Raw genomic sequence first — 22,425 nt, 5'->3', positions numbered from 1 at the left:
GCGGGATACCGCCATTCTGTTTGGAAACAAACAGAATGCTATCGCTGCATAGTTGAACAGTGATGTTCAGCAGTGTTCAGCGTAAATGTATCAGGGGATATGACGCTTTGCAAAGGGGATCAAACCCCGTACCATAGAGGAGCAGGTTTCTCCGTTTCTCTGTTTTCAATCCCCAGGACTCACCATGGTGCAGCCGTCAGCGACCTCTGGGCAAAAGCCGATTGTCATCGCCCCTTCCATCCTTTCAGCCGATTTCAGCCGGTTGGGGGAGGAAGTACGGGCAGTGGATGAGGCGGGGGCCGACTGGATCCATGTGGATGTGATGGATGGCCGCTTTGTGCCCAATATCACCATCGGCCCGTTGGTGGTGGAAGCCCTGCGCCCGGTGACGGCCAAGCCCCTGGACGTCCACCTGATGATTGTAGAGCCGGAGAACTATGTGGCGGATTTTGCCAAAGCAGGGGCCGATATCATTTCCGTGCACGCAGAGTCCAGCTCCACCATCCACCTGCATCGCACCCTCAGCCAAATCAAGGATCTGGGCAAGCAAGCGGGCGTGGTGCTCAATCCGGCCAGCCCCCTGGAGCTGATCCAATACGTGCTGGAGCTGGTGGATCTGGTGCTGATCATGAGCGTCAACCCCGGATTTGGCGGGCAAAGCTTCATTCCGGCAGTGGTGCCCAAAATTCGCCAGTTGCGGGCCATGTGCGATGAGCGGGGCCTGGATCCCTGGATCGAGGTGGATGGTGGCTTGAAGGGAAGCAACGCTTGGCAGGTGATCGAGGCAGGAGCCAATGCCATTGTGGCCGGTTCGGCAGTGTTCAAGGCCAAAGACTATGCAGAAGCCATTCGCAGCATTCGCAACAGCCGCCGTCCCGAGCTGGTGACAGTTTAAGGTGACAGTTCATTTTGAAGGAAACTGCTCCCTTACTGAAATCCGGCTTGACCCCAGCGCTGCGCTGAGCCAACTCCTCACGTGCCTTTAGCGCAAAGCAGCAGCCCCTTTCTGGGCAGCGTAAGGCCCCGTCCCGCTGTTGACGGCAGTTGTGCCCAGGCAATGGGGAGGCACATCGACGGAGGGGGGGATGATCGGCTGGGGCGAAGTGGGGCTGAGAAAAGTCTGACAAAAAGGCACGCGATTGCGCTGAATATCGGCAAGGTAGGGAGGAGGAATGGTGCCCAAATAGGCGCCCAGCACCTGCTGCTCGGGATCCTCTGGCAGTATTTGGTAATGCAACATCAGGCGATTATCGGGAAACCAGGCGCGGATAAGCCTTTGCAGGGCCTTCAGGTTGAAGCCCGGCTCTTCGGGGTTGCGAATCAGGTGCATTCCCGCCAGGCGCCCGCCGACAAAATAGGCTTGCACATAAAACCCACGGGCGTAGATGGGGGGCTCCAAGGAGTTCTGAGATGAAGGGGAATCGGGCAGGTAAAGGGCTTCACCCCCAGGGCGCAGTTGCCAGCGGCTCCAGCGGGGATCCTCCCGCTCGCTAGAAAGGGTCTCCCAGTTGTTGGCCCGGGCGTAGCTCAAGAAGCGCTCCTCGACCATGCCCAGATAGAGCATTTCCATTTGCAAGGGCAGCCGGGCCCGGGTTTGCAACAGGGGCAGAGTGCGCACTTCTCCCTGCTTGAGCACCAAGGTTTCCCCCAGCGCCGAGCAAGGGACACCTATGAGCATAGCCATCAGCAACCCTGTTCCAATTGCCCGTCCAATCTGGCTGAGGCCGCGCCTTGCGAACAACTCTAGCCGGAGAGGTAAAAACTGCGCCACTGGCTGCGGCTGTGGCCCATTGACCCTCAAAACCGTCGAAGCAGGAATGTAGGATGAGATCAGCACAGCAAAAAAGCAGGGTAGCAGGTAACCGATCCTAACCCAAAGAGACAAGGTTCTTCGAGAATCTTAATCTGGTCTCTGAGGAAAGTTGCTTGCCAGTCTGCCCTGCCGATGGTTTGGGTAGCGAATGCGCATTACCCTCGAGAATGGCATTCCCGCTGCAGCAGCTTCCGACCGGACAGAATGGCCGGGATTGATCGTCATTGCCGGCCCCACGGCCACCGGGAAATCTCGACAGGCACTGCTTTTGGCCCAACGGCTGGGATCCCCGTTGTTGAATGCGGACTCTCGCCAGGTCTACCGCGAGTTCGACATCGGCACAGCCAAGCCTACCCCTGCTGAGCGGGCTCTCTGGCCCCACGAGCTGATTGACTTTGTGGATCCCCGCCACACCTACACGGTGGCCGAGTTCCAACAGGCGGCCCAAACCCGCATCGCCGAGGCCCATCGGCAGGGACAGACTCCCATCTTGGTGGGGGGCACCGGTCTCTACATCCAATCGGTGACTGCTGGCCTAGGGATCCCTGCGGTACCTCCGCAGCCCCAACTGAGAACACAACTGGAAACTTGGCCCCCTGAGATCCGCTACGCCTGGCTGCAGCAGTTGGATCCCGTTGCCGCCCAGCACATTCATCCCCATGACGCAGTGCGCACGCTGCGTGCTTTGGAGATCGTTTACACCACCGGGAAGCCGGCTTCCAGCCTACGGCAGGCCCATCCCCCCCACTACCCCATCTTGATCCTGGGGCTGCGCTGCCCAATGCCCCGTTTGGAACAACGCATTGCCCGGCGCACGGCAGAGATGATGGAGCGGGGGTGGATCGAGGAGGTGAAAACCCTGCGGGAGCGCTACGGGCCAGACTTACCCCTCTTGCAGACCTTGGGCTATGCGGAGATCGGCGCTTACCTGGAGGGGCGGATCCCGGAAGCCGAGCTGCAGCCCCTGATTGTGCGGCGCACCCGCCAATTTGCCAAGCGGCAGATGACCTGGTTCCGGGCCCTGCCAGGGATCCAGTGGCTGGACTGCGAAGCTGAGGATTTGCCGGAGCAGATCTGGAAGCAGGTCAAGGCTTGGATGGCAGCTCCGACCACTGTTGAAACCAGTCCCGCCGCCGCTGAGCATCGGCTTTTCGATCCGTAAGGATCTCCAACACCCGCACCCGTTGGGCAGGTAAGGGATCCAAAGCTTGGGCCAGCTCCTGCCAGCTTTCCACCCGCCGGTGGGGAATGCCGTGGGCTTGGCAGAGGAGGGCAAGATCCACCGACTGGGGAGTAGCAAAGTAGGGCTCAAAGGGCGGATCTGGCCCTTGACGGCCCACTTCAGCAATGGGCAGCAGCTCGAAAATCCCACCCCCCTGGTTGTTGATGAGGAGAATGGTCAGGGATCCCTGCAGGTGAGGGCCAAGCCGCAGGCCGCCGCAGTCGTGCAAAAAGGCCAGATCCCCGGTTAGCAACACCGTCGGGCGCTGCCGGTGGGCCACCCCGAAGGCGGTAGAGAGAAGGCCATCGATGCCGTTGGTGCCGCGGTTGAAGTAGGGCCGGATGCGGCGGTCGTTGGGGGGCCAAAACCACTCCACATCCCGCACCGGCGTGCTGTTGGCAATAAACAGCGGAGTCTCTGGGGGCAAGTGGTGGGCCAGCCACCAGGCAACCTTGCCTTCAAACCACTCCGATAGGTCAGTCATGGCCTGGTCTAGGGCAGCACGGATTTGCGCTTCCGCTGTCAGCCAGCCCTGCAGAAAAGTTGTTCGCTTGGCCGGCGCTTCCGGGATCCCGGCGACCCACTCCTCTACGGCGAAAGGCAAGTGGGTGGTGGGGTTGTGCAGGGGATCCCCATTCTCAGGGCGGGGATCCAACCGCCAAACGCGGGGAGCAACCTTGGCCAGGGTTTGCCGCAGCGCTTTGCTGGTGGGCAGGGATCCCAGTTGGATGACTTGCTGCGGCCAAAGCTGGGGATCATCCCGCTGCAGGATGAGGTCGTAGGTGGTGATGAGATAGGGGTTGAGGGAAGCGTAGTTCCGCAGGGGAGAAAGCCCCTCCGCCAGCACCGGCCAGCCCAAAGCCGTCGCCAAACGGGCCACTGCCTCCACATAGCGCTGGGGATCCAGCGGTTGAGCCGGCCCCGCCAAGATCACCCCCCGCTCACAGCCGCGCCACTCCTGCCAAAAAGAAGCTGTCTCCGTCTGCAGAGGGCTCCGCACCGCCTGGAAGGAAGAGCCGGTGCATGGCGGAACAACTCCACGAAAAAAGGTCTTCTCAAACTCCGGATCTTCCTGCAAATGAATCAAAGGCGCAGTGCTGCCGTCAGCAATGGGAGCCAGGGGATCCCGGAAGGGCACATTCAAATGCACAGGGCCGGGGAAGGGGTAAAGGGTGCGCTCCCAGGCGTGCACTAGGGTTTGGCGCAGGTAGGCCAGGGCTTCTGGAGCCGCGCTGGGCACGGCCAATTCCGCCTGCCAGTTGGGGTAATGGCCGTAGAGCTTCACTTGGTCAATTGCTTGGCCGGCGCGACAGTGGCGCAGCTCTGGAGGCCGATCCGCCGTCAGGATCAACAGGGGAAAGCCACTTTCGGCTGCCTCAAGGAGAGCCGGGAAAAAGTGGGCGGCAGCACTGCCAGAAGTACACACCAGGGGGATGGGCTGCCGGGTTTGCTGGGCCAACCCCAGAGCAAAAAAGGCTGCCGACCGCTCATCCAGCACGGGAATTGCCTCGATGTCGGGGTGCTGGGCCAGCGCGTAGGTCAGGGGTGCTGAGCGGGATCCCGGACACACCACCGCCAAACGGCAACCCAGCCGACTCAAGGTTTCGGCCAATAGGGATCCCCAGAGGGTGTTGAGGTTGCGCCAGTCCAGCCGCCTCGGCAGGACAAAGTTTTCACCGGTCACATTTCAGCAGTCAGAGTGGAGACAAGGTGTTGAGATCGAATCGGGATCCCGGCGGCAAAAAGTGAATGCGGGCATTGTGCAGCCGAAAATACTCATCCGCCGCCGCCTCCTGAACGGTCGAGTACAGTTGCGTCCCGTCCACAATTGTCACTGTGCCCAAGCCGATCACCTCCATCACATCGTCGGCCTGGATCACCACCGCCGTATTCTCATCAATGCCGATGCCCAGACATTGGGGGTAGTGGGCCACCGCCGTAACCAGCCGCACCAGGCGATTGCGCTGATGGAAATGTTGATCGATGATGACGCGAGGCAAAAGGCCCAAGCCCGTCTTCACCGTTACAATTGCCGGCGTGGGCGGTTCTCCGCTGTAGCCGCGGGAGATCATCTGCTGCCCCAACGCAGAAGCTCCGGCGCTGGTTCCGGCAATCACCGTCTGCCCCCGCTGCCACTGCTGTCGAATGGCCTCCATCAGCTCGCTGTGGGCCAGCACCTCTGCCAGCCGCTCCTGATCCCCACCCGTGAAGTAGATGCCGGTGGAGAAGCGAATTTTCTCGACGTTATCGGGATCCCTTGCCTCCATCGGGCTGCGGATATCCAGAACTTGGAGGCTGGCTGCCCCCATCTGCTGAAAAATGTTGGCGTAGATCTCCCCCAGCACCGCCGGGATCCCAGAAGCCGCGGGCACGATGGTGATGTGGGCAGACTTTCCCCCCGCTCGGCGGAAGAACTCCCAAAGGATGTGGCGCTCATTTTCCTTATCCTCTGCTCCCCCGACGGCGATGATGTCGGAACGGGCGGTGATGGGATCCTTCACGGTAGAGCGGCTCAGGGGTTGGGCGTCGTTTGTCGGCGTGGAAGGAACTCCGTTCCACTCCAGCTCACGGTGGGCAGCAGAAACATCAGGCAAATGGGGCATGGAGCGCGAGGAAGATTAAAATGGGCACATTTCACTTTCACTATGCTACGGCTTGGAATTCGGTTTGGCGCAGCTCAATTCCAGATTTCACGGAAGAGTCAGGGGTTGGTTAGGGGTCTCGAAAGGGGGAATAATGTTCATAAGAACACCCCTCGTCTCGTCCTTCGGTTCACCCAGCAGGAGCATCCATGGCCAGAAAACCTGACGGATATCTTGTCCACATCATGCTGGAAGGTGGACAAACCATGCAGGTACGGGTCAAAGAAGCCAGAGAATACACCGAGCTGATCAACAACCTCATGGTGGGCGGCGAAGAGTTCATCACCTTGCCCAAGCAAATGGACAATGAGTACATGATCGTGCGTCCTCAACGGGTGTCCGGCGTGTCGGTGGAGGCAATCTACGCTTCCAGCGTTGGCATCGACCTATGAAATTGGGGATCCCTTGCCCAAAGAACGGAATAGCTGGGGATCCCAACACGAAACCCCCGCCACCAGAGCAGGGGCTGCCAGAGGGCTAGACCCTGAAGGGCCTAGAATCCATGGCGTTGGTAGGTCACCCTTGTGGAGGCAAGATCACCTTGTCGATCACGTGGATGACACCGTTGGAAGCTTCAATGTCGGCTGTTACCACATTGGCATCGTTGACCTTGACACCATCAGCCAAAGAGATTTCCACAGGGGATCCCTCGACCGTAACCACTTCCCCAGCTTCCAAAGAGGTGGAGAGAACTTTGCCGGGCACCACGTGGTAGGTGAGGATTTGGATCAATCGCTCACGGTTTTCCGGCAAGAGCAACTCCTCCAAAGTGCCTTCCGGCAGAGCTGCAAAAGCCTCATCGGTGGGAGCAAAGACGGTGAAGGGGCCTTCCCCAGAAAGCACTTCCACCAAGTCGGCAGCCTCCAAAGCTTGGATCAGGGTGGTGAAAGAGCCGGCCTCAGCAGCAACATCCACAATGGTTCTACTAGCAGCAGCGGTTTTCACGCTTTCAGAAGTCGCGCCCTGGCTGCTGGCATTGACCATAGGGGCTGCAACCAACGTGGTGGCCGAGGCAACGGCCAAAGAGAGAGTGAAGAGATTGCGAATCATATGCTGTAACCCTTCGTAAAGATTAGGTTTACATTCCTTAGAGACGTAGGGGAGCCTGTTCGAGTTCCTAAAAATCAAAAAAATCTTGGAAAAAGATACTCTCAACGTGCGAAACGTAATCTACGCAAGGATTTTGGGATTATGCTCCACTGCTTTTAGATTTGCAACAACAACTCCGGTACGTTTGCCAGCCAACCACAACGACCTGAAAAGGGATCCTTTCAAGCCGAGAAATCTATTACATTTATTTAATTTACATTTTCGTTGCAAGAGCCGGCAGCTTTGCTGTGCCGGGCAAAGGGGGTGAAGAGGCATTCAACAACTGCAGCTATTCTTCTTCGGGCTCGAAGTCTTCGTCGTAGTCGTCCCCGATCAAATCGTCGATATCGTCGATGTCTTCTTCCAAAATCATCTCAGGGACCTCAATGGGCTGCTCGATCAACCGGCCCTCTTTGCGCAACCAGTCAAGAATGGAGAGGCTGCTAGGAGAGGGCACCACCGTTGGCGGCTGATCGCGGGGCTCTTCGCGCAGAGAGGGATTGTGGTAGTACATGCCGTACGGAAAAAGGGCAGTTATCGACGAGGAATGAACTCGGCTTGGATTGATCTCCTCTCAACCGAGGGACGCGGGCTTTCCATCGATATATCCCTCAGTTTAGCCTATGCCTGCCACTCCTGCAAAAAGCGGCGCAGCACCCGATCCAGCTCAACAGCTCGCGCTGCCTTGAACAGCAGCCGATCCCCAGCTTGTACCTGATGCAGCAAGATTTCCAGCAGTTCGGATACCTCCTCGCAGCGTTCTGCCTGGGCTGCCGGTTTTTGGTCGAGCAGCGGTTGCATTTCTCCTTCGGGATCCAAGAGCAAGACCCGATCCAGCCCCAAAGGGGCAGCCGCCCGACCCACCTCCGCATAGAGCTGAGGTGCATGCTCTCCCAATTCCCGCATCGGGCCGAGAATGGCCCAGCGCCGTTTCCCCGGGGTTTGAGCCAATAGGTGCAGAGCCGCAATCATCGCTTCCGGCGAGGCGTTGTAGGTTTCGTCCCAGATTTCCACATCTCCTGCCAGCTTGAGATGGCGGTTGCGCCCCTCCAGAGGAGTAGGCAAAGCAATGGGTTCTCGGAGCCGCTCCCAATCCAGCCCCAAGCTGCACAGAGCAGCCAGCACCCCCATCCAGTTGAGGGCATGATGCCTTCCCGGCAAGGGCACCGGCAGCGTTAGGCCCTCCACAGTTACCGTTTGGGCTTGGGGATCCCATTCTCCCCGTAAGTCCCCCCGATCCAGACCATAGGTAAGGGTTTGTCCCGACCACAGGCTGGCGGCGGTAGACAACAGCAAGGGATCTTCTCCATTCAGCAGAGCCACCCCCTGCCCTAGCTCCTGCAGCAGCTCGCACTTGGCAGCAGCAATGGCCGCGCGGGATCCCAGTCTGCCGATGTGGGCGGTGCCAATATGGGTGATCAAGGCGTGGGTGGGCTGAGCCATCTGAGCCAGGCGGCGAATTTCTCCGGGGCCGCGCATGGCCATTTCCAGAACCACAAACTGATGCTCCGGTTGCATCTGGAGCAGGGTTTGAGCAACCCCGATGTCGTTGTTGTGGTTGGCCTCACTTTTGAGAACTGTGCCGTAGCGGGATAGGGCAGCCGCCAGCATTTCCTTGGTGGTGGTTTTGCCTGCTGAACCCGTGATGGCTACTACGGAGGGGGGAAACTGCTCCCGCCAGCCTCTGGCAATGCGCTGGTAGGCAGCTAGGGTATCTGAGACTTGAAAATGGGGCCCAGCCACCGGACGCTGGCTGATGACGGCAACGGCCCCCCTTGCCAAAGCTTGTGGAATGAAGTTGTGTCCATCAAACCGCTCCCCCCGCAGCGCCACAAAGACTGACCCCGGCTGCAATTGGCGGCTGTCGGTGCAAATGGCTTGGACGGGAAGACCCAACAAATGGGGATCCCCCTGCAGGGGAGTTTGCAGCAGGTCAGCCACAGTTCGTAAGGTCAGCATCGGGCAGAAACTCCAATTCGCCTACAGCCTCTTCGTCTATGGTCATTTCAGACCCGATTGAGACATTTCCCAAGCGCTCCCCCTCACCCCCAGCCCCTCTCCAGGGGGAGAGGGGAGTTGGGGATAGCTGTACAGCTTTTTTCAGCGTTGTTTACCACAGCCAGTGTCAATCAATCTCTTGCGTGGGAAGGCTCCCGCTTGGCTACGGAACTCCCATGAAGTCGGAAAAAGCTGTAAACCCAGTTCCTGGGCAACGCCAATACACGACTGGGTATAGGAAGTTGTCAGCTGGGTTGCAGCGTTTCGATCCCAGTCGGGAGGGCGATGATTGCCTCTTTGGCCATGCCGATGAACAGGCCATGTTCCACAACCCCCACCGTCCCCTTGAGTTGATCGGCGATCTTGGCAGGATCCGCCATGGGGCCGAATTGGCAGTCGAGGATGTAGTGCTGCTCGTCCGTCAAGTAGGGATCCCCGTTGGCATTCCGCCGTAAGGTGGCTGTGCACCCCAGAGCCTCTACCCGCGCCAAGGTGGTTTTCCAGCCAAAGCGCACCACCTCTACCGGCACCGGGAAGCGAATGCCCAACTGCGGGACTTTTTTAGAGGCATCGGCGATGATGATCAGCTCGGCAGCGCTGGCCTCCACCAATTTTTCCCGCAACAGGGCCCCTCCTGCCCCTTTGATCAGGTTCAGGGATCCCACTTCAATCTCGTCGGCCCCATCGATGGCCAGATCCAGGCGCGGCTGCTCTTCTAGGGTAGCCAGCGGGATCCCCAGGGAGCGGGCCTGTTCAGCCGTGCGCTCGGAGGTGGGCACGCCGATAATCTGGAGACCTTCGGTTTGCATCCGCTCTGCTAGGGCGCTGACAGCAAAGGCGGCTGTGGATCCCGTGCCCAGCCCCACCACCATTCCCGACTGCACCTTTTGAACTGCAGCCCGGGCTGCCGCCTGTTTCAGCTCATCTAAAGACTCGGTCCCGCTGCCGCCAAGGGTAGTCATTCCCAGCTCCTCTCCCGTGGATGAAGATCCTACCAAAGTGCTTTGCACCGCTACCGCCCGCTCCAGCTAAAACCCTCCGGCGCTGCCACCACTTGGCCAAAGAGATCATAGGGCTCAGCGCGGGTGATCTGCACCGGCACCAGGGATCCCAGAGAGCCCTCCCCACGCACGTACACCACCCCGTCCACTTCGGGGGCAAAGCGAGGGGAGCGGCCAATCCACTCGCCGGTTCTGGGGTTTTCCTGCTCCAAAAGTACAGGTACCACTCGGCCCACCTGCTCGCGGTTGCGGCGGAAGGCAATGCCTTGCTGCAGTTGCATTAGACGGGCGCGGCGCTCTTGTTTGACAGCCTCTGGAACCTGATGGGGGAGGTGGTAGGCAGGGGTGCCCTCTTCGGGAGAAAAGGTAAACACCCCCACATGGTCAAACTGATGGCGCTGGACAAAGTCTAGTAGATGCTGGAAGTGCTCCTCCGTCTCCCCAGGAAAGCCGACGATAAAGCTGGTGCGCAGCACGGCATTGGGCAACGCCTGGCGCAGCCGCTCGATCACCCGGTCGTTGACCTGCCCTTGCCAGGGGCGATTCATGGCCTTGAGGATCTGCGGATGGCTGTGCTGTAGGGGCAAATCCAGGTAAGGCAAGAAATTGGGAGTTTCTTGGATGGCCTCCACCACTGCAGGCGTGATGCCGGTGGGGTAGGCGTAGAGCATGCGGATCCAGGGGATGGGGATCTTGCCCAGGGCGCGAATGAGATCTGCCAGCCGCGGCTCCCCGTAGAGATCGATCCCGTAGTGGGTGGTGATCTGGGAAATTAAAATCAGCTCCTGCACCCCCTCTTCGGCCAGCTGTTCTGCTTCCCGGAGGATGGACTCGATGGAGCGGGAGCGTTGGTTGCCCCGCAAGTGGGGAATGATGCAGAAGGAGCAGCGGTAATCACAGCCCTCGGCTACCCGCAGGTAGGCCACAGGCGCATGGGTGGTGCGATAGCGAGGTACGGTCTCGTCGGCAATGTAATCCAAGCTGGAAGTAACGGCATTGACCCGCTCTCCCCGCTCCGCCCGCTCGATCACCTGGACGATCTGGTGGTAGTCGCCGGTACCCACGATAGCCACCGCCTCCGGGATCTCCTGCAGCAGCTCCTCTTGGAAGTGTTGCGCCAAGCAGCCGGCAATAACGATTTTCTTGCCCTGTACTGCCAACTCCATCAGGGTGCTGACCGACTCCCGCCGCGCTGCCTCGATGAAGCTACAGGTATTGACGATCACATAGTCAGCACTCTCTTCGTCCCCATCCACCCGGTAGCCCGCTTGGGCCAGCAGGCCCAGCATGTGCTCGGTGTCCACCCGGTTTTTCTCACAGCCCAGGTGTAAAACGGCAACCGACGCCTTTGTACGCTGCACCGCTGTTCGCGTAAGCGGGACGGAGTCCTTAACGGATGGGAAACTGGAGACGGTCGCTTCTAACCCATTCATGGACTGAGCATCAAAAAGGGGGCAGCTTGCCAGAGGCTTATCTATTCTAGTTGAGGGCCGCATCAGCGTTGCGGAGCAATAGAGCCGTAGCCACGGCCAACGCGGTGGCCGCCCAGCTCCAGGGATCCCCGCCAGCCGCCGTCGAAAACAGAGGTGCCCGTCCGTAGCCCCGCAGTCGCAGCGCCTGATAGGTGCGCTCGGAGCGCTCGTAGCTGCGCACCAACAGGGTGCCCACCGAAGCAGCCAGGAAGGGTAGGTCTTGCCTCAAAGCCGGCCCAGGACGCCACAGGGATCCCCGCGGTCGCCAACCCCTCAGCCGGGCTGCCCGTTGCATCTGCTGCCACTGAGCGGCTACCTCCTGCAAATAGCGCTGGGTGAGCCAGGCCAGTTCCAGCAGGAGGTCTGGGATCCCCAGTTGTCGCAACGCTGCCAACAGTTCCGATGTGGGGGTGGTCTCCAGCAGCAGCATCGTGAGGGCAAATAGGGCCAGCCCTCTCCCCCCAATGCGAAGCGCCATCTGCAGCCCCTCCCAACGCAGAGCCAGGGATCCCCAGCGCCACAGGATGGTTTCCCCCGCCCAGAAGGGAAGGATCCCCATCAACCCTGCCACCAACAGCCCTGGGGCTGCCAGCCGCCTCAGCCCGAGGCTCCAAGGCAATCCCGACAGGCTCCACAGTCCAGCCACCAGCGCCCAGATAAGCGGCAAGAGGGCCAGGCACCTCACCGAGGCGAAAGCCGCCATCAGCGCCATCAGGCCCAGCACCTTGGGCAGAGGTTGCCACCGGTGCAGCCAGGAAAGGGGTTTGGAGGGGTGAGGATGGGATTGTTGACCGCGCCAGCAGCAAGGGATCCCTGAGCCGGCTTCATCTCTTGCCATACTCTCCCAGCAGCGCCGGTTGTACCCGCTGCAAAAACAGCACCACCCAACTGGCGAACAACCCCTCCACCACCATCAGGGGGATGTGGGCCACCACCAAGCTCCCAAGAGCCAGACGACCGGCTTCTGTGGAGAGGATCCCGCTGCCAGCGTCAACCACAGCAGCCATGACCACCCCGTAAAACAACAGCACTGCTAGACCCACCCCAACCGCTCCCGCCAAGAAGGCAGACACTCCGGCCCCCATCACCCGACGGCCTGCCCGAAAAATCCCACCGGCCAGGAGCGCCGGGATCCCCATAATGGCGGCGTTGATGCCCAATGTGGTCAGGCCCCCATGGCCAAAGGCCACCGCCTGAAAAAACAAGCCCACCACAATGGCCGGATAGGCCAAAGCCCCCAACATCAGACCCATCAACCCGTTCAGCACCAGATGCAGGCTGGCCGGGGGAAAGGGCAGGTGAATCGAAGAGGCCACAAAAAAGACAGCCGTGAACAGAGCCGCCTTGGGCAACTGGTCGCGACAGCGTTGCGTAGCAATATGGCGGGGATCCCGTTCCCACCAAGGACATTGCTCGGCAACGCCGGCGCGACGGAGAAGCCGCAAGCTGTAGCTGGTGATCAGGGCGGTGATGCCATAACCCCCTAGCCAAAGCGGTGCTGGCAAAATGCCATCGCTGATGTGCATGGTCAGTCCTACTCCAGAGCAGAGGAGCCAGCCTGGGAGCCTGAGATTCCTGACCCTGGAGATCCCGAAACCGGTGGGCTCTCCACCGCTGCGTAACCAGATTGACGGGGCCTGGAGAAGAACAGAGCTGTGCCCAGACAGCCCCAAATGACACAGGCGGCCATAACCCCCCGCTGCAAAGGCCCAAAGGGTGGGGAAGCGCTGGGGATCCCTTCTGTCTGAGGGAACTCCTCGCCCACCGGCACGTTGACCAACACCCCATGCCCCGCCTGGCGAATCCGCACCTGCCAGAGGCCCGTCAGGTTGGGATCCGGCTGCAGCAGAAATCGTCCCCGCGCATCCGTCTGTCCCTCCTGCCAAGGGGTAGTGGGATCCGTCGGCGCAAATACCGTCACCCGGGCGGATCCCATCGGTTCCCCAGAATCGTAGCGGGCCTCGATCTCAAAAGCGGGAACAGCCCGAAGAGAGGCTTCCACCCCATGGGCCCAAGCCGGAGCAGGCTCAAGCAAGCCAAGAAGCAGTAGCAAGCAAGAACGAGAAAGGATCCAGGGTCTTGGTCTGTCCATGGGCGGCGAAGATGGGGTCAGCAACTGCTTGATCTCCAGGAGATCAGAGGCAAGAACTCTGCCCTCCTAGCACTGAAAGCAGATCCCCCGACGCACTTCACCATTGCTCCGCGCTGCCAGCACGGTCGCGTAAACAAGCTGCAGCCCCAGCATAGCTTGGCATCGGTACTGTTCTACCGAAACACAGCCTTCCCGGTCGTCACAATCCCCCACCGGGGCATCTGTATGGCTACTCCTGCGCCAGATTCCCCGCCCGCACCCAACCTTCCTGCCCATTCTGACGGCGGATGCGCTGCCAACGACCATCTTCGCTGAGGCCCAGCACCGTCACCACCTCGTTCATGGGCACACCACCAATGTAGGTTCCCTCCCGCTCTGGAGTGGCCCGCAGCGCCAGGCCAATGGGCTCGATCACCCGTCCCCGCTCACCTGGGGAAACCACTGCTGCCGTGGGGGGTCGAGTCGGCAAAGGAGTTGATTCAGGGTTGGGTTCAACCGTGGGAGCTGGAGAAGTTGAGGCTGAAACACCATCCACAGGGCCCAAATTGCCGGCGCGCACCCAGCCCTCTTGTCCATTCAACTCCCGCCGCACCCGTTGCCAACGACCATCGGCGCTGTACTCCAACACCGTCACCGTTTCCCCCACCACAATTCCCCCTTGGTAGGCTCCATCGGCAGAAGGTTGGCTGCGGATGGCCAGGCCAATGGGCTCGATCACCCGCCCACGGCTGCCGGGGGGAAATCCCTCAGGGTCAACAGTGCCTGCAGCAGGGCCAGAGGGGGGAGAGGGAAAACTGGCTGGGCGGGGCAAGGGATCCAAGCGCACCGCCTGCGGAAATTGAGGCGGGGCAGGGGGGGCCAACATGGGGGCGACGAGCTGCCACAACTGCCAAGCCAAGGCGGCCAGAGCCCCAACCGAGACACTCACCACCACCAAGGTGCCCAAGGGAAAACCGCCAGAAGCAGGAGAAGAACGGCCTCGCATCGGGTAGTTAGCCATCCGAAATACCTTCCCGCAATGCTGCAGGCAAGAATCCCCAGAGAAGATGGGATCCCCGTCAAAACCGGGGATTTACGAAAGCCAGAGCACGACTGCTGCGCAACGTTGACGTGATTGCATCCCAATGTATCGTGTTCCGCAGCGCTCTTGCTAGGCCTGTGCAGAGGAACCGCAACGCTGACGGGGCGACGCGACCCCAGAGGGCAAGGGCGTCGGAGATTAGCTTCTACTTATTGGTGTTGGTGAACTTATTCTGCCAGTCGGTCGTCAAAATCTCTCGGCCAAATACCCATCCTGCCAGAAGGAGGGGCAATGCCAAGCCCAGAAAGCCAAAAAGACTGACCACCTGAGCCACTTGCCGCTGGGCTTGTTTTCTCCTGGGATCCGGGATGTTGTTGGCAGCCAGCACCACTTTAGAACAAAAAGCCACCACCACCGCCCCCACCGGCCCCAAAACCAAAGAGGGCCACAGCCAAGCCTCCACTTGCGAGAATGCGTAGGCTCCGGTAAAGGGGATAATCACGAAACAAGCCAACTCTAGGATCCCCCACGTGAAGAGGGCCAACCAGACATCTTTGCGGAAGACTTCATCGGGATTGGTGTACATAAGCCTCCGGGATAAACCGCCCACACTAAGGCCAGACCTCGAGACAGGAACGGAAGCGCCACGGCTTCCAGATTAACTCCAGGTGCAAGGATCTGCTTGACGGATTTCCTCTGCCATTCAGGCAACTCAGCTAGAAATCGCAGGAGCCCCGCACTGTACCCGTAGGGTCAGTGTCGGGAGGAATGCGGAAGTTATGATAGAACCATGACCCAAGTCCTGACCGTTTCCTGCAAGCTCAAGGTGTCCCAGTCGCAAGCCGCAAAGTTGGATGCGACAATGGATGCCTTTGTGCAGGCGTTGAACTGGGTCAACCAAAACACACCAGAAAAAGTAGTCAACGCAGTCAAACTCCAGTCCCTTTGCTATTACCAGATTCGCGCTCGGTTTGGCTTGTCCAGTAACTTGGCAAGGACTACGTCCCGCTTACGCGACCAGCAGGTCTGCAGACGGCTGGCCGGTGCCCGTAGAGTTGCCCGACAGAAAAACCGTCCGGTCAAAGCGTTCAAGAGAGGCTTTGCGACCTACGATGCCCGTATCTTTTCGTTTCGCGAGAAAGACTGGACGGTGTCGCTGACCACCGTTGGGGGTCGAGAGCGCTTTGAGCTGGCGATTGGCCGCTACCAGAGAGAACGGCTGGCGGGCTCCAATCCCAAATCTGCCACTCTGGTCAAGCGCAAAGACGGTTCCTACTCTATTCAGATCTGTGTGGAAGCGGAGCCATCCCCACCGCAACGCACGGATAGAGTGCTGGGCGTGGATTTGGGAAGGACGGATATTGCTCATACGTCAGAAGGGGATAACTGGAATGGACAGCAGTTGAACCGAATCCGAGACCACTACTCCAAGCTGAGGGCGGTACTTCAACGCAAAGCCAGTAAGGGCACCCGCAGTTCGCGGCGCAGATGCAGAGAACTGTTGCAACGGCTGTCTGGCAAGGAGAGGCGCTTTCAGGCGTGGGTCAATCATCGCATCTCCAAAGCTATTGTCTCTAGGGCAAAGGCGACAAACAGCGCTCTTGCTCTGGAAGACTTGACAGGGATTCGGGAAAGGGTCAATCAACAGCCACGCAGCAAAGCTGAGCGCCGCAGAACCAATAACTGGGCGTTCTACCAGCTTAGGATGTTCGTGGTCTACAAGGCTGCCATTGCCGGAGTACCTGTGGTGCTGGTTCCGCCTGCCTACACGTCGCAGACCTGCCACCGGTGTTTGCACATCCATCCCGACCCTGCGCAATCCTACCGCAATGGGAAGCAGTTTAAGTGTGGGCACTGTGGATGGGAAGGGGATGCGGACTGGAATGGAGCCAACATGATTGCTAAACTTGGGGCTGCCGTAAACCAGCCTAGAGGTCCGTGGTTGGCTTGCCAACTGCAGGGCTACCGAAAGCCCGCCCTGTACTGCGAAGTAGTCAGGGTCGGGTAGTTTACTAAGATAATGCCCAAGATTCTCGGATAAGCCTCCGTTGATTTACGCACAGGAGGGCGGCCTCGGCAAGGATAAACTCCCCGCGCGACCCCACACGTAAAGACTTGAAATAAGATTTAGGTGTTCAATAACTCATGAATCACCTGCGTTTGTTGCCCTTTCCAGCCGAGGTTGGGGTCAAGCCTGCCCTGTTGATAAGGCTCTTTTTCCCCTCCCACCTGGCGAGCTGAGGGCCTATTGCCTCTATGTGATGGTTGCCTATGGACTGCCGAAGGGATCCCCACACCCCAACGCCCTGCAACCTTGTCTCCTGCTGACTTCGAGAGTGCCAAGCTGCCATGTCACGCATCCTCATCATCGATGATGATCCCAGCATTTGTGCTCTACTGCAGCGGTACTTGCAGCGCCAGGGGTATTCGGTTGAGGTGGCGATGACGGGGGCCGAGGGCTTACAGCAGTTGCGCGCTTTTCAGCCGGCCTTGGTGATTTTGGATCTGAACTTGCCGGATGTGAGCGGCTACGATCTCTGCCAGCAAATGCAAAAAGAGACCGGCGTGTACGTGTTGATGTTGACCAGCCGCGTCAGCCCTGCTGATAAGTTGCACGGATTCCAGTTGGGGGCAGATGACTACCTGACCAAGCCCTTCAGCCTGCCGGAGTTACAGGCGCGAGTGCAAGCCATTCTGCGGCGGCAACGCATGAAGACCGAAGTTGCCAGCGCACCGGTCTTGACCTTTGCCTCTTTGGTAATCGACCCGGAAACCCGAGCAGTCATCCGCGAGCAGCGCCTGATCAACTTAACAGCACTGGAGTTCGATTTGCTCTATGCTATGGCTCGACATCCGGGGCGGGTTTGGCGACGGGCTGAGCTGATTCAAGAGGTGTGGGATTTTAACCACGAGGGAGATGAACGGGTGGTCGATGTCCACATCGGCCAAATTCGCAAGAAACTAGAGACTGATACCAGCCAACCGGAGTTGATCCGCACCGTGCGTGGAGTTGGCTACAAGTTTGAGCCCCCCGCTCCGAAGGAGGGATGGGGAGAGGAAAAACCTTAACCCCCAAATAACTCTCCCCTCTTCACGTTGGGAGAGGGGCCAGGGGTGAGGGCCCGTTAATCCAAGCGGCGGCCTGTCAAACGCACAAAAATGTCTTCTAAGTTGGCCGGGCGCACCATGAGGCCGGTTTTGTCAGGTTCAGCTTCCAACTGCCGCTGAGCTTCCGCCAAGCTGGGGAAAAAGGTGTACTCCACCTCCCGGCCAGGACAGGATCGCACCAGCAGGGCCTCTCCATACTTGGCCCGCAGTTGCTCGGTGCTGCCCAACTCGATTAACCTTCCCCCATCCATGATGCCGATGCGGTCGCACAGCTCTTCTGCCTCCTCCATGTAGTGGGTGGTAATCAGCAAGGTCATGCCCTGCCGATTGAGATCCCGCAAGATCTCCCACAACAGCCGCCGCGCCTGGGGATCCAACCCGACGGTGGGCTCGTCCAAAAACAAAATCTGGGGGCGATGCAGTAACGCCCTGGCCACCTGCAAGCGTCGTTTCATTCCCCCTGAGAGGGTTTTCACTTTGTCTTGCCGGCGATCCGCCAGCCGCACATACTCCAGCCATTCATCGATGCGCCGTTGCCGCTCTGGGTTGGGGATGTGGTGCATACGCCCGTGGAACTCCAGGTTTTCCCAAACGGTCAGCTCTGCCTCTAGGGTGATAGGCTGCAGAACTACGCCAATTTGCTGCCGCACCGCCACCGGATCCCGCACCACGTCATACCCCCCCACCCGGATGGATCCCTGGCTGGGTCGGGTAAGGCTAGTAAGCATGCGGATGGTGGTGGATTTGCCGGCGCCGTTGGGCCCCAACAGGGCAAACACTTCCCCCTGGGGGATCTGCAGGCTCAAATCTTGAACGGCAACCTGCTGCCCAAAGCGCTTCCACACCCCCTGCATTTCCACTGCCGCCGTCTTGGTTTGGGGCAAGGTTGGGGCCGTCGAAAGAGCTGTCACAGTCCGCTCCGGTAAAGTGTAAAGAAATCTTTATTCTCCAGCATACGCCAGCCGTGTCAGCAAGCTGCAGGTCTTATCAGGGATCCCTGCCCTTGGCAGCAGTTTATGCTATCCCTTCAAGTCTTCCGTGGCTGTGATCTCGTTCCCTGTGGTTTTTCTCCAAGCTCTGCAAAATAGTATACATTGCGCCTGAAGGGTGAGTTACGTCCGCAGGGCAGGGCGTGATCGTACAGCAGATAGGGGAAGTCGCACTAAATAGCTAGTGCTGTATCTGTACGTATGGGTAACAATAAAGACACAAGCTTGAGCGGGCTGACTGTTCGGCTTGGGGCTTTTTCTTGGTGAAGTGACTTCCCTTCAGCGCCCACCGATAACCTCTACTAGCCAATGTAAGGAAAATGCAGAGCAAAGACCGATTCGACCAAATTGACTTCCGGCTGGATCGCCTGGTTGGGGCTGTGTTGACCCTGGCCGAGACCGTCAGCTTCGTCAAGGATGACCTAACCCATTTGAAAGCTGTTGTTCAACAACAGGTGCTGATATCCCAGGAGCAGAGCACTTGGCTGGGAGAGTTAAAGGCAATATGTCAACAGCAAGCCGATACAGCTCGTCGCCAATCTGAGACGATTGAGCGGATCATCGCCCATCTCCTGCCCGCTCAGGATCCCAAGTCTTGAAGGATCAGAGGGCAACCTGGGGGCGTGCCACAATGGCAGCAGAGCTGAGGTTTTCCACCGTTGGAGTGCCAGGTTGCAGCAGCAGGACAGGGTTCTGTTGAGGCTGAGGAGCTGCTTGCTTTCTTTCGTTGCCGACGCTTGCCTTACCTGGATCGCTTTGGCCCTCAAGAGGCCAAGCTGCCGCCGGACAACCTGCTGGAGCAATGGCGGCGGGATCGCCAAGCCCTGGCAGCCGCTGTGTTTGAGCGATTCCCCGGAGAACGGGTTGCGCCGGGCAATGAAGCTCTCTTGGCAGCCATGGCCGACGGGGCGGAGCGGATCTACGGCGGACGGATTGCCGCAGAGCTGTTTTGGCAACCGCAGGAAGATCTCAACTGTACTGCTGAGGCAGAGCTGTTGCAGCTTGCTTCTGAACCTGTCCCTCACTCCTCCTCTCCAAGGGATCCCATCCCTGCCCCAGAAGACTGCGAGATGGTGCCCGCTCTTGCGTTGCCGCCTGAAGCTGTTCCAGAGGGACGTTCAGTTTGGGTGAGCAGCTCCCTGGATCTGCTGATTCGGGATCCCGCTCTCGTTGGCAGAAGTCGCCACGCCGCCCGATCCTCTTACTTGCCGGTTCATATTCGTATCGGCAAACGCCCCAAACCGGAATACGAATTGTTGCTGGCTTTGCAGGCAGAGTTGCTCGGATCCCTGCAGGGAAACGTTCCCAAGCGGGGCATTTTGATCCTGAAAGATGGGAAGTGGCACCCCGTCCACCTGAGCCGCCGACGAGCACAGGTGCGGCAATTGCTGCAGGAGTATCTGCACTCCCTCAGCCAGCCGGAACCACCGCAGGTGTTCATGGCCCGCAGCCGCTGTCATCTTTGCCACTGGCGGGAGCATTGTCGGCAGTTGAACGCCACCGCCCAACCCCTCAGCCTGCTACCGGGCGTAACGGGATCCCGCTATCCCCTTTTGCAAGAGGCGGGGATCCACTCGATTGAAGCCCTGGCCAACGCTCAGTTGGATAGGTTGCAAGCCATTCCCAAGTTGGGATCCGGCGTGGCCCTGCAACTGCAGCTTCAAGCCCGCGCCACCCTCAGCCGGCAGCCCCTCTGGATTCAATCCCCCCCGCAAACCCTGCCCACCACACCTGTAGAGCTGTACTTCGATATCGAGGCGGATCCCCGCCACAACGTCGCCTATCTGCTGGGCCTGCTGGTGGTGGAGCAAGCCGAGGGGAAAAAGGTTGCGAGCTATCACAGTTGCCTGGCCGCCGAGCCGCGGGAAGAAAGGCAAGCTTGGGAGCAATTCTTGCAACTGGCACAACGCTATCCTGACGCTCCCATCTACCACTTTCACGGCTTTGAAGTGCAGACCTGCCGACGGCTGGGGGAGCAATACCGCACGGATCCCCGACAGCTGCGGCAGTTGTTGCAGCGCTTTGTGGATTTACAGGCCTGGGTGCAACGCTCGGTGGTGTTACCGATTGAGAGCTATTCCCTGAAAAACATCGCCCGCTGGTTGGGGTTTCAATGGCGTCTGCCGGATGCCAATGGCGCCCAGTCCATTTACTGGTATAGCCAATGGCTGGAAACTCGGGAGCGCAGATATTTGGAGCACTCGCTTATCTACAACGAGGATGACTGCCGGGCTACCCACCGCCTAAAAGACTGGCTGTCCCAAGGAGTCCTCCATGCCGAATGATGCGAATAAATTGACAAAGACGGCCTATCCCCAGCCGCAAATGCCGCAGCTTGCGCCGCCAGTCTTGTGGCCAGTTGCTGAGGTTTCGTTTAGAATCAGGCAGGACTGTTTAGTTTATCAGGGGAATCCCATGCTGTTGAAATCTCATGAATCTCCTCGCCATCAGGGCAGAAACCGTCGCGGTCGTGGGGGATCGGCACGCAAGCGCCAACTGGACAAACGGAACCGCGCCTTGATGCAACGATTACGACAACGAGAGCAAGCTCTCAACTCTCGATCTTCTCGGCGGGGGCAGGTTAACCCTGCCTTTTTTGTGCTTGCTTCTCCTTGGCCTGGCTACGGGGGATCCCGCTTGGCTGCGTAAACTACCCGGCTCCGACCGCTAAGCGGTACGGAGCGGGCTTTCAGTAGCCCTGAGCCTGCTCTGCTCTACCAGAGAACAAAACAGGCCCGAACCTCTAGGCTGGTTTACGGCAGCCCCCAAGAGCGCAATCACATTCGCACCATTCAAATCCGCATCCCCTTCCCATCCACAGTGCCCACACTTGAACGACTTACCACTGCGGTAGGATTGCGCAGGATCGGGATGGATGTGCAAACACCGGTGGCAGGTCTGCGACGTGTAGGCAGGCGGCACAAGAATCAGAGAAACCCCTGCAACCCTCGCCTTGTATTCCAGAAATTGACGTAGTTGGTAGAACGCCCAACTGTTGGCCCTGCGCCGCTCGGCTTTGCTGCGGGGTTGTTGATTGACTCTTTTCCGGATCCCTGTCAGGTCTTCCAGGGCGATAGCGCTGTTGGTAGCTTTTGCCCTAGAGACAATAGCTTTGGAGATGCGATGATTGACCCACGTTTGAAAGCGTCTCTCCTTGCCAGACAGCCGTTGCAGCAGTTGACGGCATCTGCGCCGCGAACTGCGTGTGCCCTTACTGGCTTTACGTTGGAGTGTCGCCCTCAGCTTGGAGTAGTGGTCTCGGATTCGGTTCAACTGCTGTCCATTCCAGTTATCACCCTCTGACGTATGGGCAATATCTGTCCTTCCCAAGTCCACCCCCAGCACTCTACCCGTGCGTTGCGGTGGGGATGGCTCCGCTTCCACACAGATCTGAATAGAGTAGGAGCCGTCTTTACGCTTGACCAGAGTGGCAGATTTGGGATTGGAGCCCGCCAGCCGTTCTCTCTGGTAGCGGCCAATCGCCAGCTCAAAGCGCTCCCGACCCTCCACCGTGGTCAGCGACACCGTCCAGTCTTTCTCGCGGAACGAAAAGATACGAGCGTCGTAGGTAGCGAAGTCTCCTTTGAACGCTTTGACGGGGCGGTTTTTCTGTTGGGCAACTTTACGGGCGCCGGCCAGCCGCCTGCAGACCTGCTGAGCCAAGTTACTGGACAAGCCGAACCGGGCACGGATTTCGCGGTAGCACAGAGACTGGAGCTTAACGGCGTTGGCGACTTTCTCCGGCGTGTTCTGGTTGACCCAATTCAAGGCTTGGCCAAAAGCCTCCAAAGTCGCGTCCAATTTGGCGGCCTGCGACGGGGACACCTTGAGCTTGCAGGATACGGTCAGGACTTGGGTCATGGTTCTATCATAACTTCCGCATTCCTCCCGGCACTGACCCTACGGGTACAGTGCGGGGCTCCTGCGATTTCTAGCTGATCCGCCCATTTCTTTCATGGCATCGAAGAATCGAAGAGT

Annotated in this window: 23 protein-coding genes; 8 read left to right on the top strand and 15 right to left on the bottom strand. The window is 59.1% G+C overall.

Going from position 1 to position 22,425, the window contains the following annotated elements:
- The first annotated feature begins 184 nt into the window (after positions 1–184).
- The gene (gene rpe / locus ACVWXZ_RS05770; protein WP_414331302.1) at positions 185–895 is read left to right on the top strand and encodes a ribulose-phosphate 3-epimerase; all 711 of its coding nucleotides are present in this window, start codon (positions 185–187) and stop codon (positions 893–895) included.
- A gap of 87 nt (positions 896–982) precedes the next feature.
- Here the strand turns inward: rpe and ACVWXZ_RS05765 are convergent, their stop codons facing one another.
- Positions 983–1,684, bottom strand: a complete 702-nt coding sequence (locus tag ACVWXZ_RS05765; RefSeq protein ID WP_457482271.1) for a hypothetical protein — start codon at positions 1,682–1,684, stop codon at positions 983–985.
- Between the two features lie 277 nt (positions 1,685–1,961).
- Between ACVWXZ_RS05765 and miaA the strand changes: the two genes are divergently transcribed.
- A complete protein-coding gene (gene miaA, locus ACVWXZ_RS05760) occupies positions 1,962–2,975 on the top strand; it encodes a tRNA (adenosine(37)-N6)-dimethylallyltransferase MiaA (protein ID WP_457403602.1) in 1,014 nt (337 codons plus the stop codon).
- Here miaA and menD read toward each other — a convergent pair.
- Positions 2,899–4,719 (bottom strand): 2-succinyl-5-enolpyruvyl-6-hydroxy-3-cyclohexene-1-carboxylic-acid synthase, encoded by a 1,821-nt coding sequence (gene menD / locus ACVWXZ_RS05755; RefSeq protein ID WP_457403600.1) that lies wholly within the window; start codon positions 4,717–4,719, stop codon positions 2,899–2,901. The genes miaA and menD overlap by 77 nt on opposite strands.
- Positions 4,720–4,729: 10 nt before the next feature.
- Positions 4,730–5,638, bottom strand: a complete 909-nt coding sequence (locus ACVWXZ_RS05750; RefSeq protein ID WP_148202746.1) for a cyanophycinase — start codon at positions 5,636–5,638, stop codon at positions 4,730–4,732.
- Between the two features lie 188 nt (positions 5,639–5,826).
- On the opposite strand from ACVWXZ_RS05750, the gene ACVWXZ_RS05745 reads away from it, so the two are divergent.
- Entirely contained in the window at positions 5,827–6,069 is a 243-nt protein-coding gene (locus ACVWXZ_RS05745; protein ID WP_011433628.1) for a hypothetical protein, read from the top strand.
- Positions 6,070–6,193: 124 nt separating this feature from the next.
- On the opposite strand, the gene ACVWXZ_RS05740 is transcribed toward ACVWXZ_RS05745, so the two are convergent.
- From ACVWXZ_RS05740 to ACVWXZ_RS05695, 10 genes are all read right to left on the bottom strand, one after another.
- Positions 6,194–6,727, bottom strand: coding sequence for a fasciclin domain-containing protein (locus ACVWXZ_RS05740; RefSeq protein WP_457398116.1), 534 nt, complete (start codon positions 6,725–6,727; stop codon positions 6,194–6,196).
- 328 nt (positions 6,728–7,055) lie between these two features.
- A complete protein-coding gene (locus tag ACVWXZ_RS05735; protein WP_011433626.1) occupies positions 7,056–7,280 on the bottom strand; it encodes a DUF3134 family protein in 225 nt (74 codons plus the stop codon).
- 107 nt (positions 7,281–7,387) lie between these two features.
- Positions 7,388–8,725, bottom strand: a complete 1,338-nt coding sequence (locus ACVWXZ_RS05730) for a UDP-N-acetylmuramoyl-tripeptide--D-alanyl-D-alanine ligase (RefSeq protein ID WP_457441638.1) — start codon at positions 8,723–8,725, stop codon at positions 7,388–7,390.
- A gap of 284 nt (positions 8,726–9,009) precedes the next feature.
- Positions 9,010–9,726: a ribose 5-phosphate isomerase A gene (gene rpiA, locus ACVWXZ_RS05725; RefSeq protein WP_457439546.1), complete on the bottom strand. Its 717-nt coding sequence runs from the start codon at positions 9,724–9,726 to the stop codon at positions 9,010–9,012.
- A gap of 50 nt (positions 9,727–9,776) precedes the next feature.
- Complete coding sequence (gene rimO / locus ACVWXZ_RS05720; RefSeq protein WP_457441639.1) at positions 9,777–11,261, bottom strand: 30S ribosomal protein S12 methylthiotransferase RimO; 1,485 nt, start codon at positions 11,259–11,261, stop codon at positions 9,777–9,779.
- Positions 11,245–12,075 (bottom strand): cobalt ECF transporter T component CbiQ, encoded by an 831-nt coding sequence (gene cbiQ, locus ACVWXZ_RS05715; protein ID WP_457403593.1) that lies wholly within the window; start codon positions 12,073–12,075, stop codon positions 11,245–11,247. Before cbiQ ends, rimO begins: the two co-directional genes overlap by 17 nt.
- A complete protein-coding gene (gene cbiM / locus ACVWXZ_RS05710; RefSeq protein WP_457403592.1) occupies positions 12,062–12,763 on the bottom strand; it encodes a cobalt transporter CbiM in 702 nt (233 codons plus the stop codon). The genes cbiQ and cbiM overlap by 14 nt, the downstream gene beginning before the upstream one ends.
- Positions 12,764–12,771: 8 nt before the next feature.
- Positions 12,772–13,239, bottom strand: a complete 468-nt coding sequence (locus tag ACVWXZ_RS05705; RefSeq protein ID WP_414388357.1) for a hypothetical protein — start codon at positions 13,237–13,239, stop codon at positions 12,772–12,774.
- A gap of 319 nt (positions 13,240–13,558) precedes the next feature.
- Positions 13,559–14,329 (bottom strand): SH3 domain-containing protein, encoded by a 771-nt coding sequence (locus tag ACVWXZ_RS05700; protein WP_457403591.1) that lies wholly within the window; start codon positions 14,327–14,329, stop codon positions 13,559–13,561.
- A gap of 226 nt (positions 14,330–14,555) precedes the next feature.
- The gene (locus ACVWXZ_RS05695) at positions 14,556–14,936 is read right to left on the bottom strand and encodes a hypothetical protein (RefSeq protein ID WP_414342412.1); all 381 of its coding nucleotides are present in this window, start codon (positions 14,934–14,936) and stop codon (positions 14,556–14,558) included.
- Positions 14,937–15,140: 204 nt separating this feature from the next.
- On the opposite strand from ACVWXZ_RS05695, the gene ACVWXZ_RS05690 reads away from it, so the two are divergent.
- Both ACVWXZ_RS05690 and ACVWXZ_RS05685 read left to right on the top strand, forming a co-directional pair.
- Positions 15,141–16,358, top strand: coding sequence for an RNA-guided endonuclease InsQ/TnpB family protein (locus ACVWXZ_RS05690; protein WP_457482270.1), 1,218 nt, complete (start codon positions 15,141–15,143; stop codon positions 16,356–16,358).
- A gap of 341 nt (positions 16,359–16,699) precedes the next feature.
- Positions 16,700–17,419, top strand: coding sequence for a response regulator transcription factor (locus tag ACVWXZ_RS05685; protein ID WP_011433617.1), 720 nt, complete (start codon positions 16,700–16,702; stop codon positions 17,417–17,419).
- Positions 17,420–17,475: 56 nt separating this feature from the next.
- Here the strand turns inward: ACVWXZ_RS05685 and ACVWXZ_RS05680 are convergent, their stop codons facing one another.
- The gene (locus ACVWXZ_RS05680; RefSeq protein WP_187147284.1) at positions 17,476–18,312 is read right to left on the bottom strand and encodes an ABC transporter ATP-binding protein; all 837 of its coding nucleotides are present in this window, start codon (positions 18,310–18,312) and stop codon (positions 17,476–17,478) included.
- Positions 18,313–18,767: 455 nt separating this feature from the next.
- Here ACVWXZ_RS05680 and ACVWXZ_RS05675 point away from each other — a divergent pair, with 455 nt between their 5' ends.
- From ACVWXZ_RS05675 to ACVWXZ_RS05665, 3 genes are all read left to right on the top strand, one after another.
- Positions 18,768–19,046, top strand: coding sequence for a hypothetical protein (locus ACVWXZ_RS05675; protein ID WP_457482269.1), 279 nt, complete (start codon positions 18,768–18,770; stop codon positions 19,044–19,046).
- A gap of 60 nt (positions 19,047–19,106) precedes the next feature.
- The gene (locus ACVWXZ_RS05670) at positions 19,107–20,732 is read left to right on the top strand and encodes a TM0106 family RecB-like putative nuclease (protein WP_457482268.1); all 1,626 of its coding nucleotides are present in this window, start codon (positions 19,107–19,109) and stop codon (positions 20,730–20,732) included.
- 130 nt (positions 20,733–20,862) lie between these two features.
- Positions 20,863–21,096 (top strand): hypothetical protein, encoded by a 234-nt coding sequence (locus ACVWXZ_RS05665; protein WP_457387631.1) that lies wholly within the window; start codon positions 20,863–20,865, stop codon positions 21,094–21,096.
- A gap of 18 nt (positions 21,097–21,114) precedes the next feature.
- Here the strand turns inward: ACVWXZ_RS05665 and ACVWXZ_RS05660 are convergent, their stop codons facing one another.
- Entirely contained in the window at positions 21,115–22,308 is a 1,194-nt protein-coding gene (locus tag ACVWXZ_RS05660) for an RNA-guided endonuclease InsQ/TnpB family protein (protein ID WP_457482267.1), read from the bottom strand.
- Positions 22,309–22,425: the final 117 nt, after the last annotated feature.

It is taken from the genome of Thermostichus sp. MS-CIW-38 (assembly GCF_054058415.1).
This window is presented reverse-complemented; position numbering and strand designations above follow the sequence as displayed.

Bases quoted from the DNA above. Each gene is read 5' to 3' on its own strand.
- ACVWXZ_RS05685 (WP_011433617.1), top strand. From the start codon at position 16,700: ATGTCACGCATCCTCATCATCGATGATGATCCCAGCATTTGTGCTCTA.
- rimO (WP_457441639.1), bottom strand. From the start codon at position 11,261: ATGCGGCCCTCAACTAGAATAGATAAGCCTCTGGCAAGCTGCCCCCTT.
- cbiM (WP_457403592.1), bottom strand. From the start codon at position 12,763: ATGCACATCAGCGATGGCATTTTGCCAGCACCGCTTTGGCTAGGGGGT.
- rpe (WP_414331302.1), top strand. From the start codon at position 185: ATGGTGCAGCCGTCAGCGACCTCTGGGCAAAAGCCGATTGTCATCGCC.
- cbiQ (WP_457403593.1), bottom strand. From the start codon at position 12,075: ATGGCAAGAGATGAAGCCGGCTCAGGGATCCCTTGCTGCTGGCGCGGT.
- ACVWXZ_RS05740 (WP_457398116.1), bottom strand. From the start codon at position 6,727: ATGATTCGCAATCTCTTCACTCTCTCTTTGGCCGTTGCCTCGGCCACC.
- ACVWXZ_RS05750 (WP_148202746.1), bottom strand. From the start codon at position 5,638: ATGCCCCATTTGCCTGATGTTTCTGCTGCCCACCGTGAGCTGGAGTGG.
- ACVWXZ_RS05745 (WP_011433628.1), top strand. From the start codon at position 5,827: ATGGCCAGAAAACCTGACGGATATCTTGTCCACATCATGCTGGAAGGT.
- ACVWXZ_RS05700 (WP_457403591.1), bottom strand. From the start codon at position 14,329: ATGGCTAACTACCCGATGCGAGGCCGTTCTTCTCCTGCTTCTGGCGGT.
- ACVWXZ_RS05680 (WP_187147284.1), bottom strand. From the start codon at position 18,312: ATGCAGGGGGTGTGGAAGCGCTTTGGGCAGCAGGTTGCCGTTCAAGAT.
- ACVWXZ_RS05665 (WP_457387631.1), top strand. From the start codon at position 20,863: ATGCTGTTGAAATCTCATGAATCTCCTCGCCATCAGGGCAGAAACCGT.
- ACVWXZ_RS05730 (WP_457441638.1), bottom strand. From the start codon at position 8,725: ATGCTGACCTTACGAACTGTGGCTGACCTGCTGCAAACTCCCCTGCAG.
- ACVWXZ_RS05735 (WP_011433626.1), bottom strand. From the start codon at position 7,280: ATGTACTACCACAATCCCTCTCTGCGCGAAGAGCCCCGCGATCAGCCG.
- ACVWXZ_RS05690 (WP_457482270.1), top strand. From the start codon at position 15,141: ATGACCCAAGTCCTGACCGTTTCCTGCAAGCTCAAGGTGTCCCAGTCG.
- ACVWXZ_RS05675 (WP_457482269.1), top strand. From the start codon at position 18,768: ATGCAGAGCAAAGACCGATTCGACCAAATTGACTTCCGGCTGGATCGC.
- ACVWXZ_RS05695 (WP_414342412.1), bottom strand. From the start codon at position 14,936: ATGTACACCAATCCCGATGAAGTCTTCCGCAAAGATGTCTGGTTGGCC.
- ACVWXZ_RS05765 (WP_457482271.1), bottom strand. From the start codon at position 1,684: ATGGCTATGCTCATAGGTGTCCCTTGCTCGGCGCTGGGGGAAACCTTG.
- miaA (WP_457403602.1), top strand. From the start codon at position 1,962: ATGCGCATTACCCTCGAGAATGGCATTCCCGCTGCAGCAGCTTCCGAC.
- ACVWXZ_RS05660 (WP_457482267.1), bottom strand. From the start codon at position 22,308: ATGACCCAAGTCCTGACCGTATCCTGCAAGCTCAAGGTGTCCCCGTCG.
- rpiA (WP_457439546.1), bottom strand. From the start codon at position 9,726: ATGACTACCCTTGGCGGCAGCGGGACCGAGTCTTTAGATGAGCTGAAA.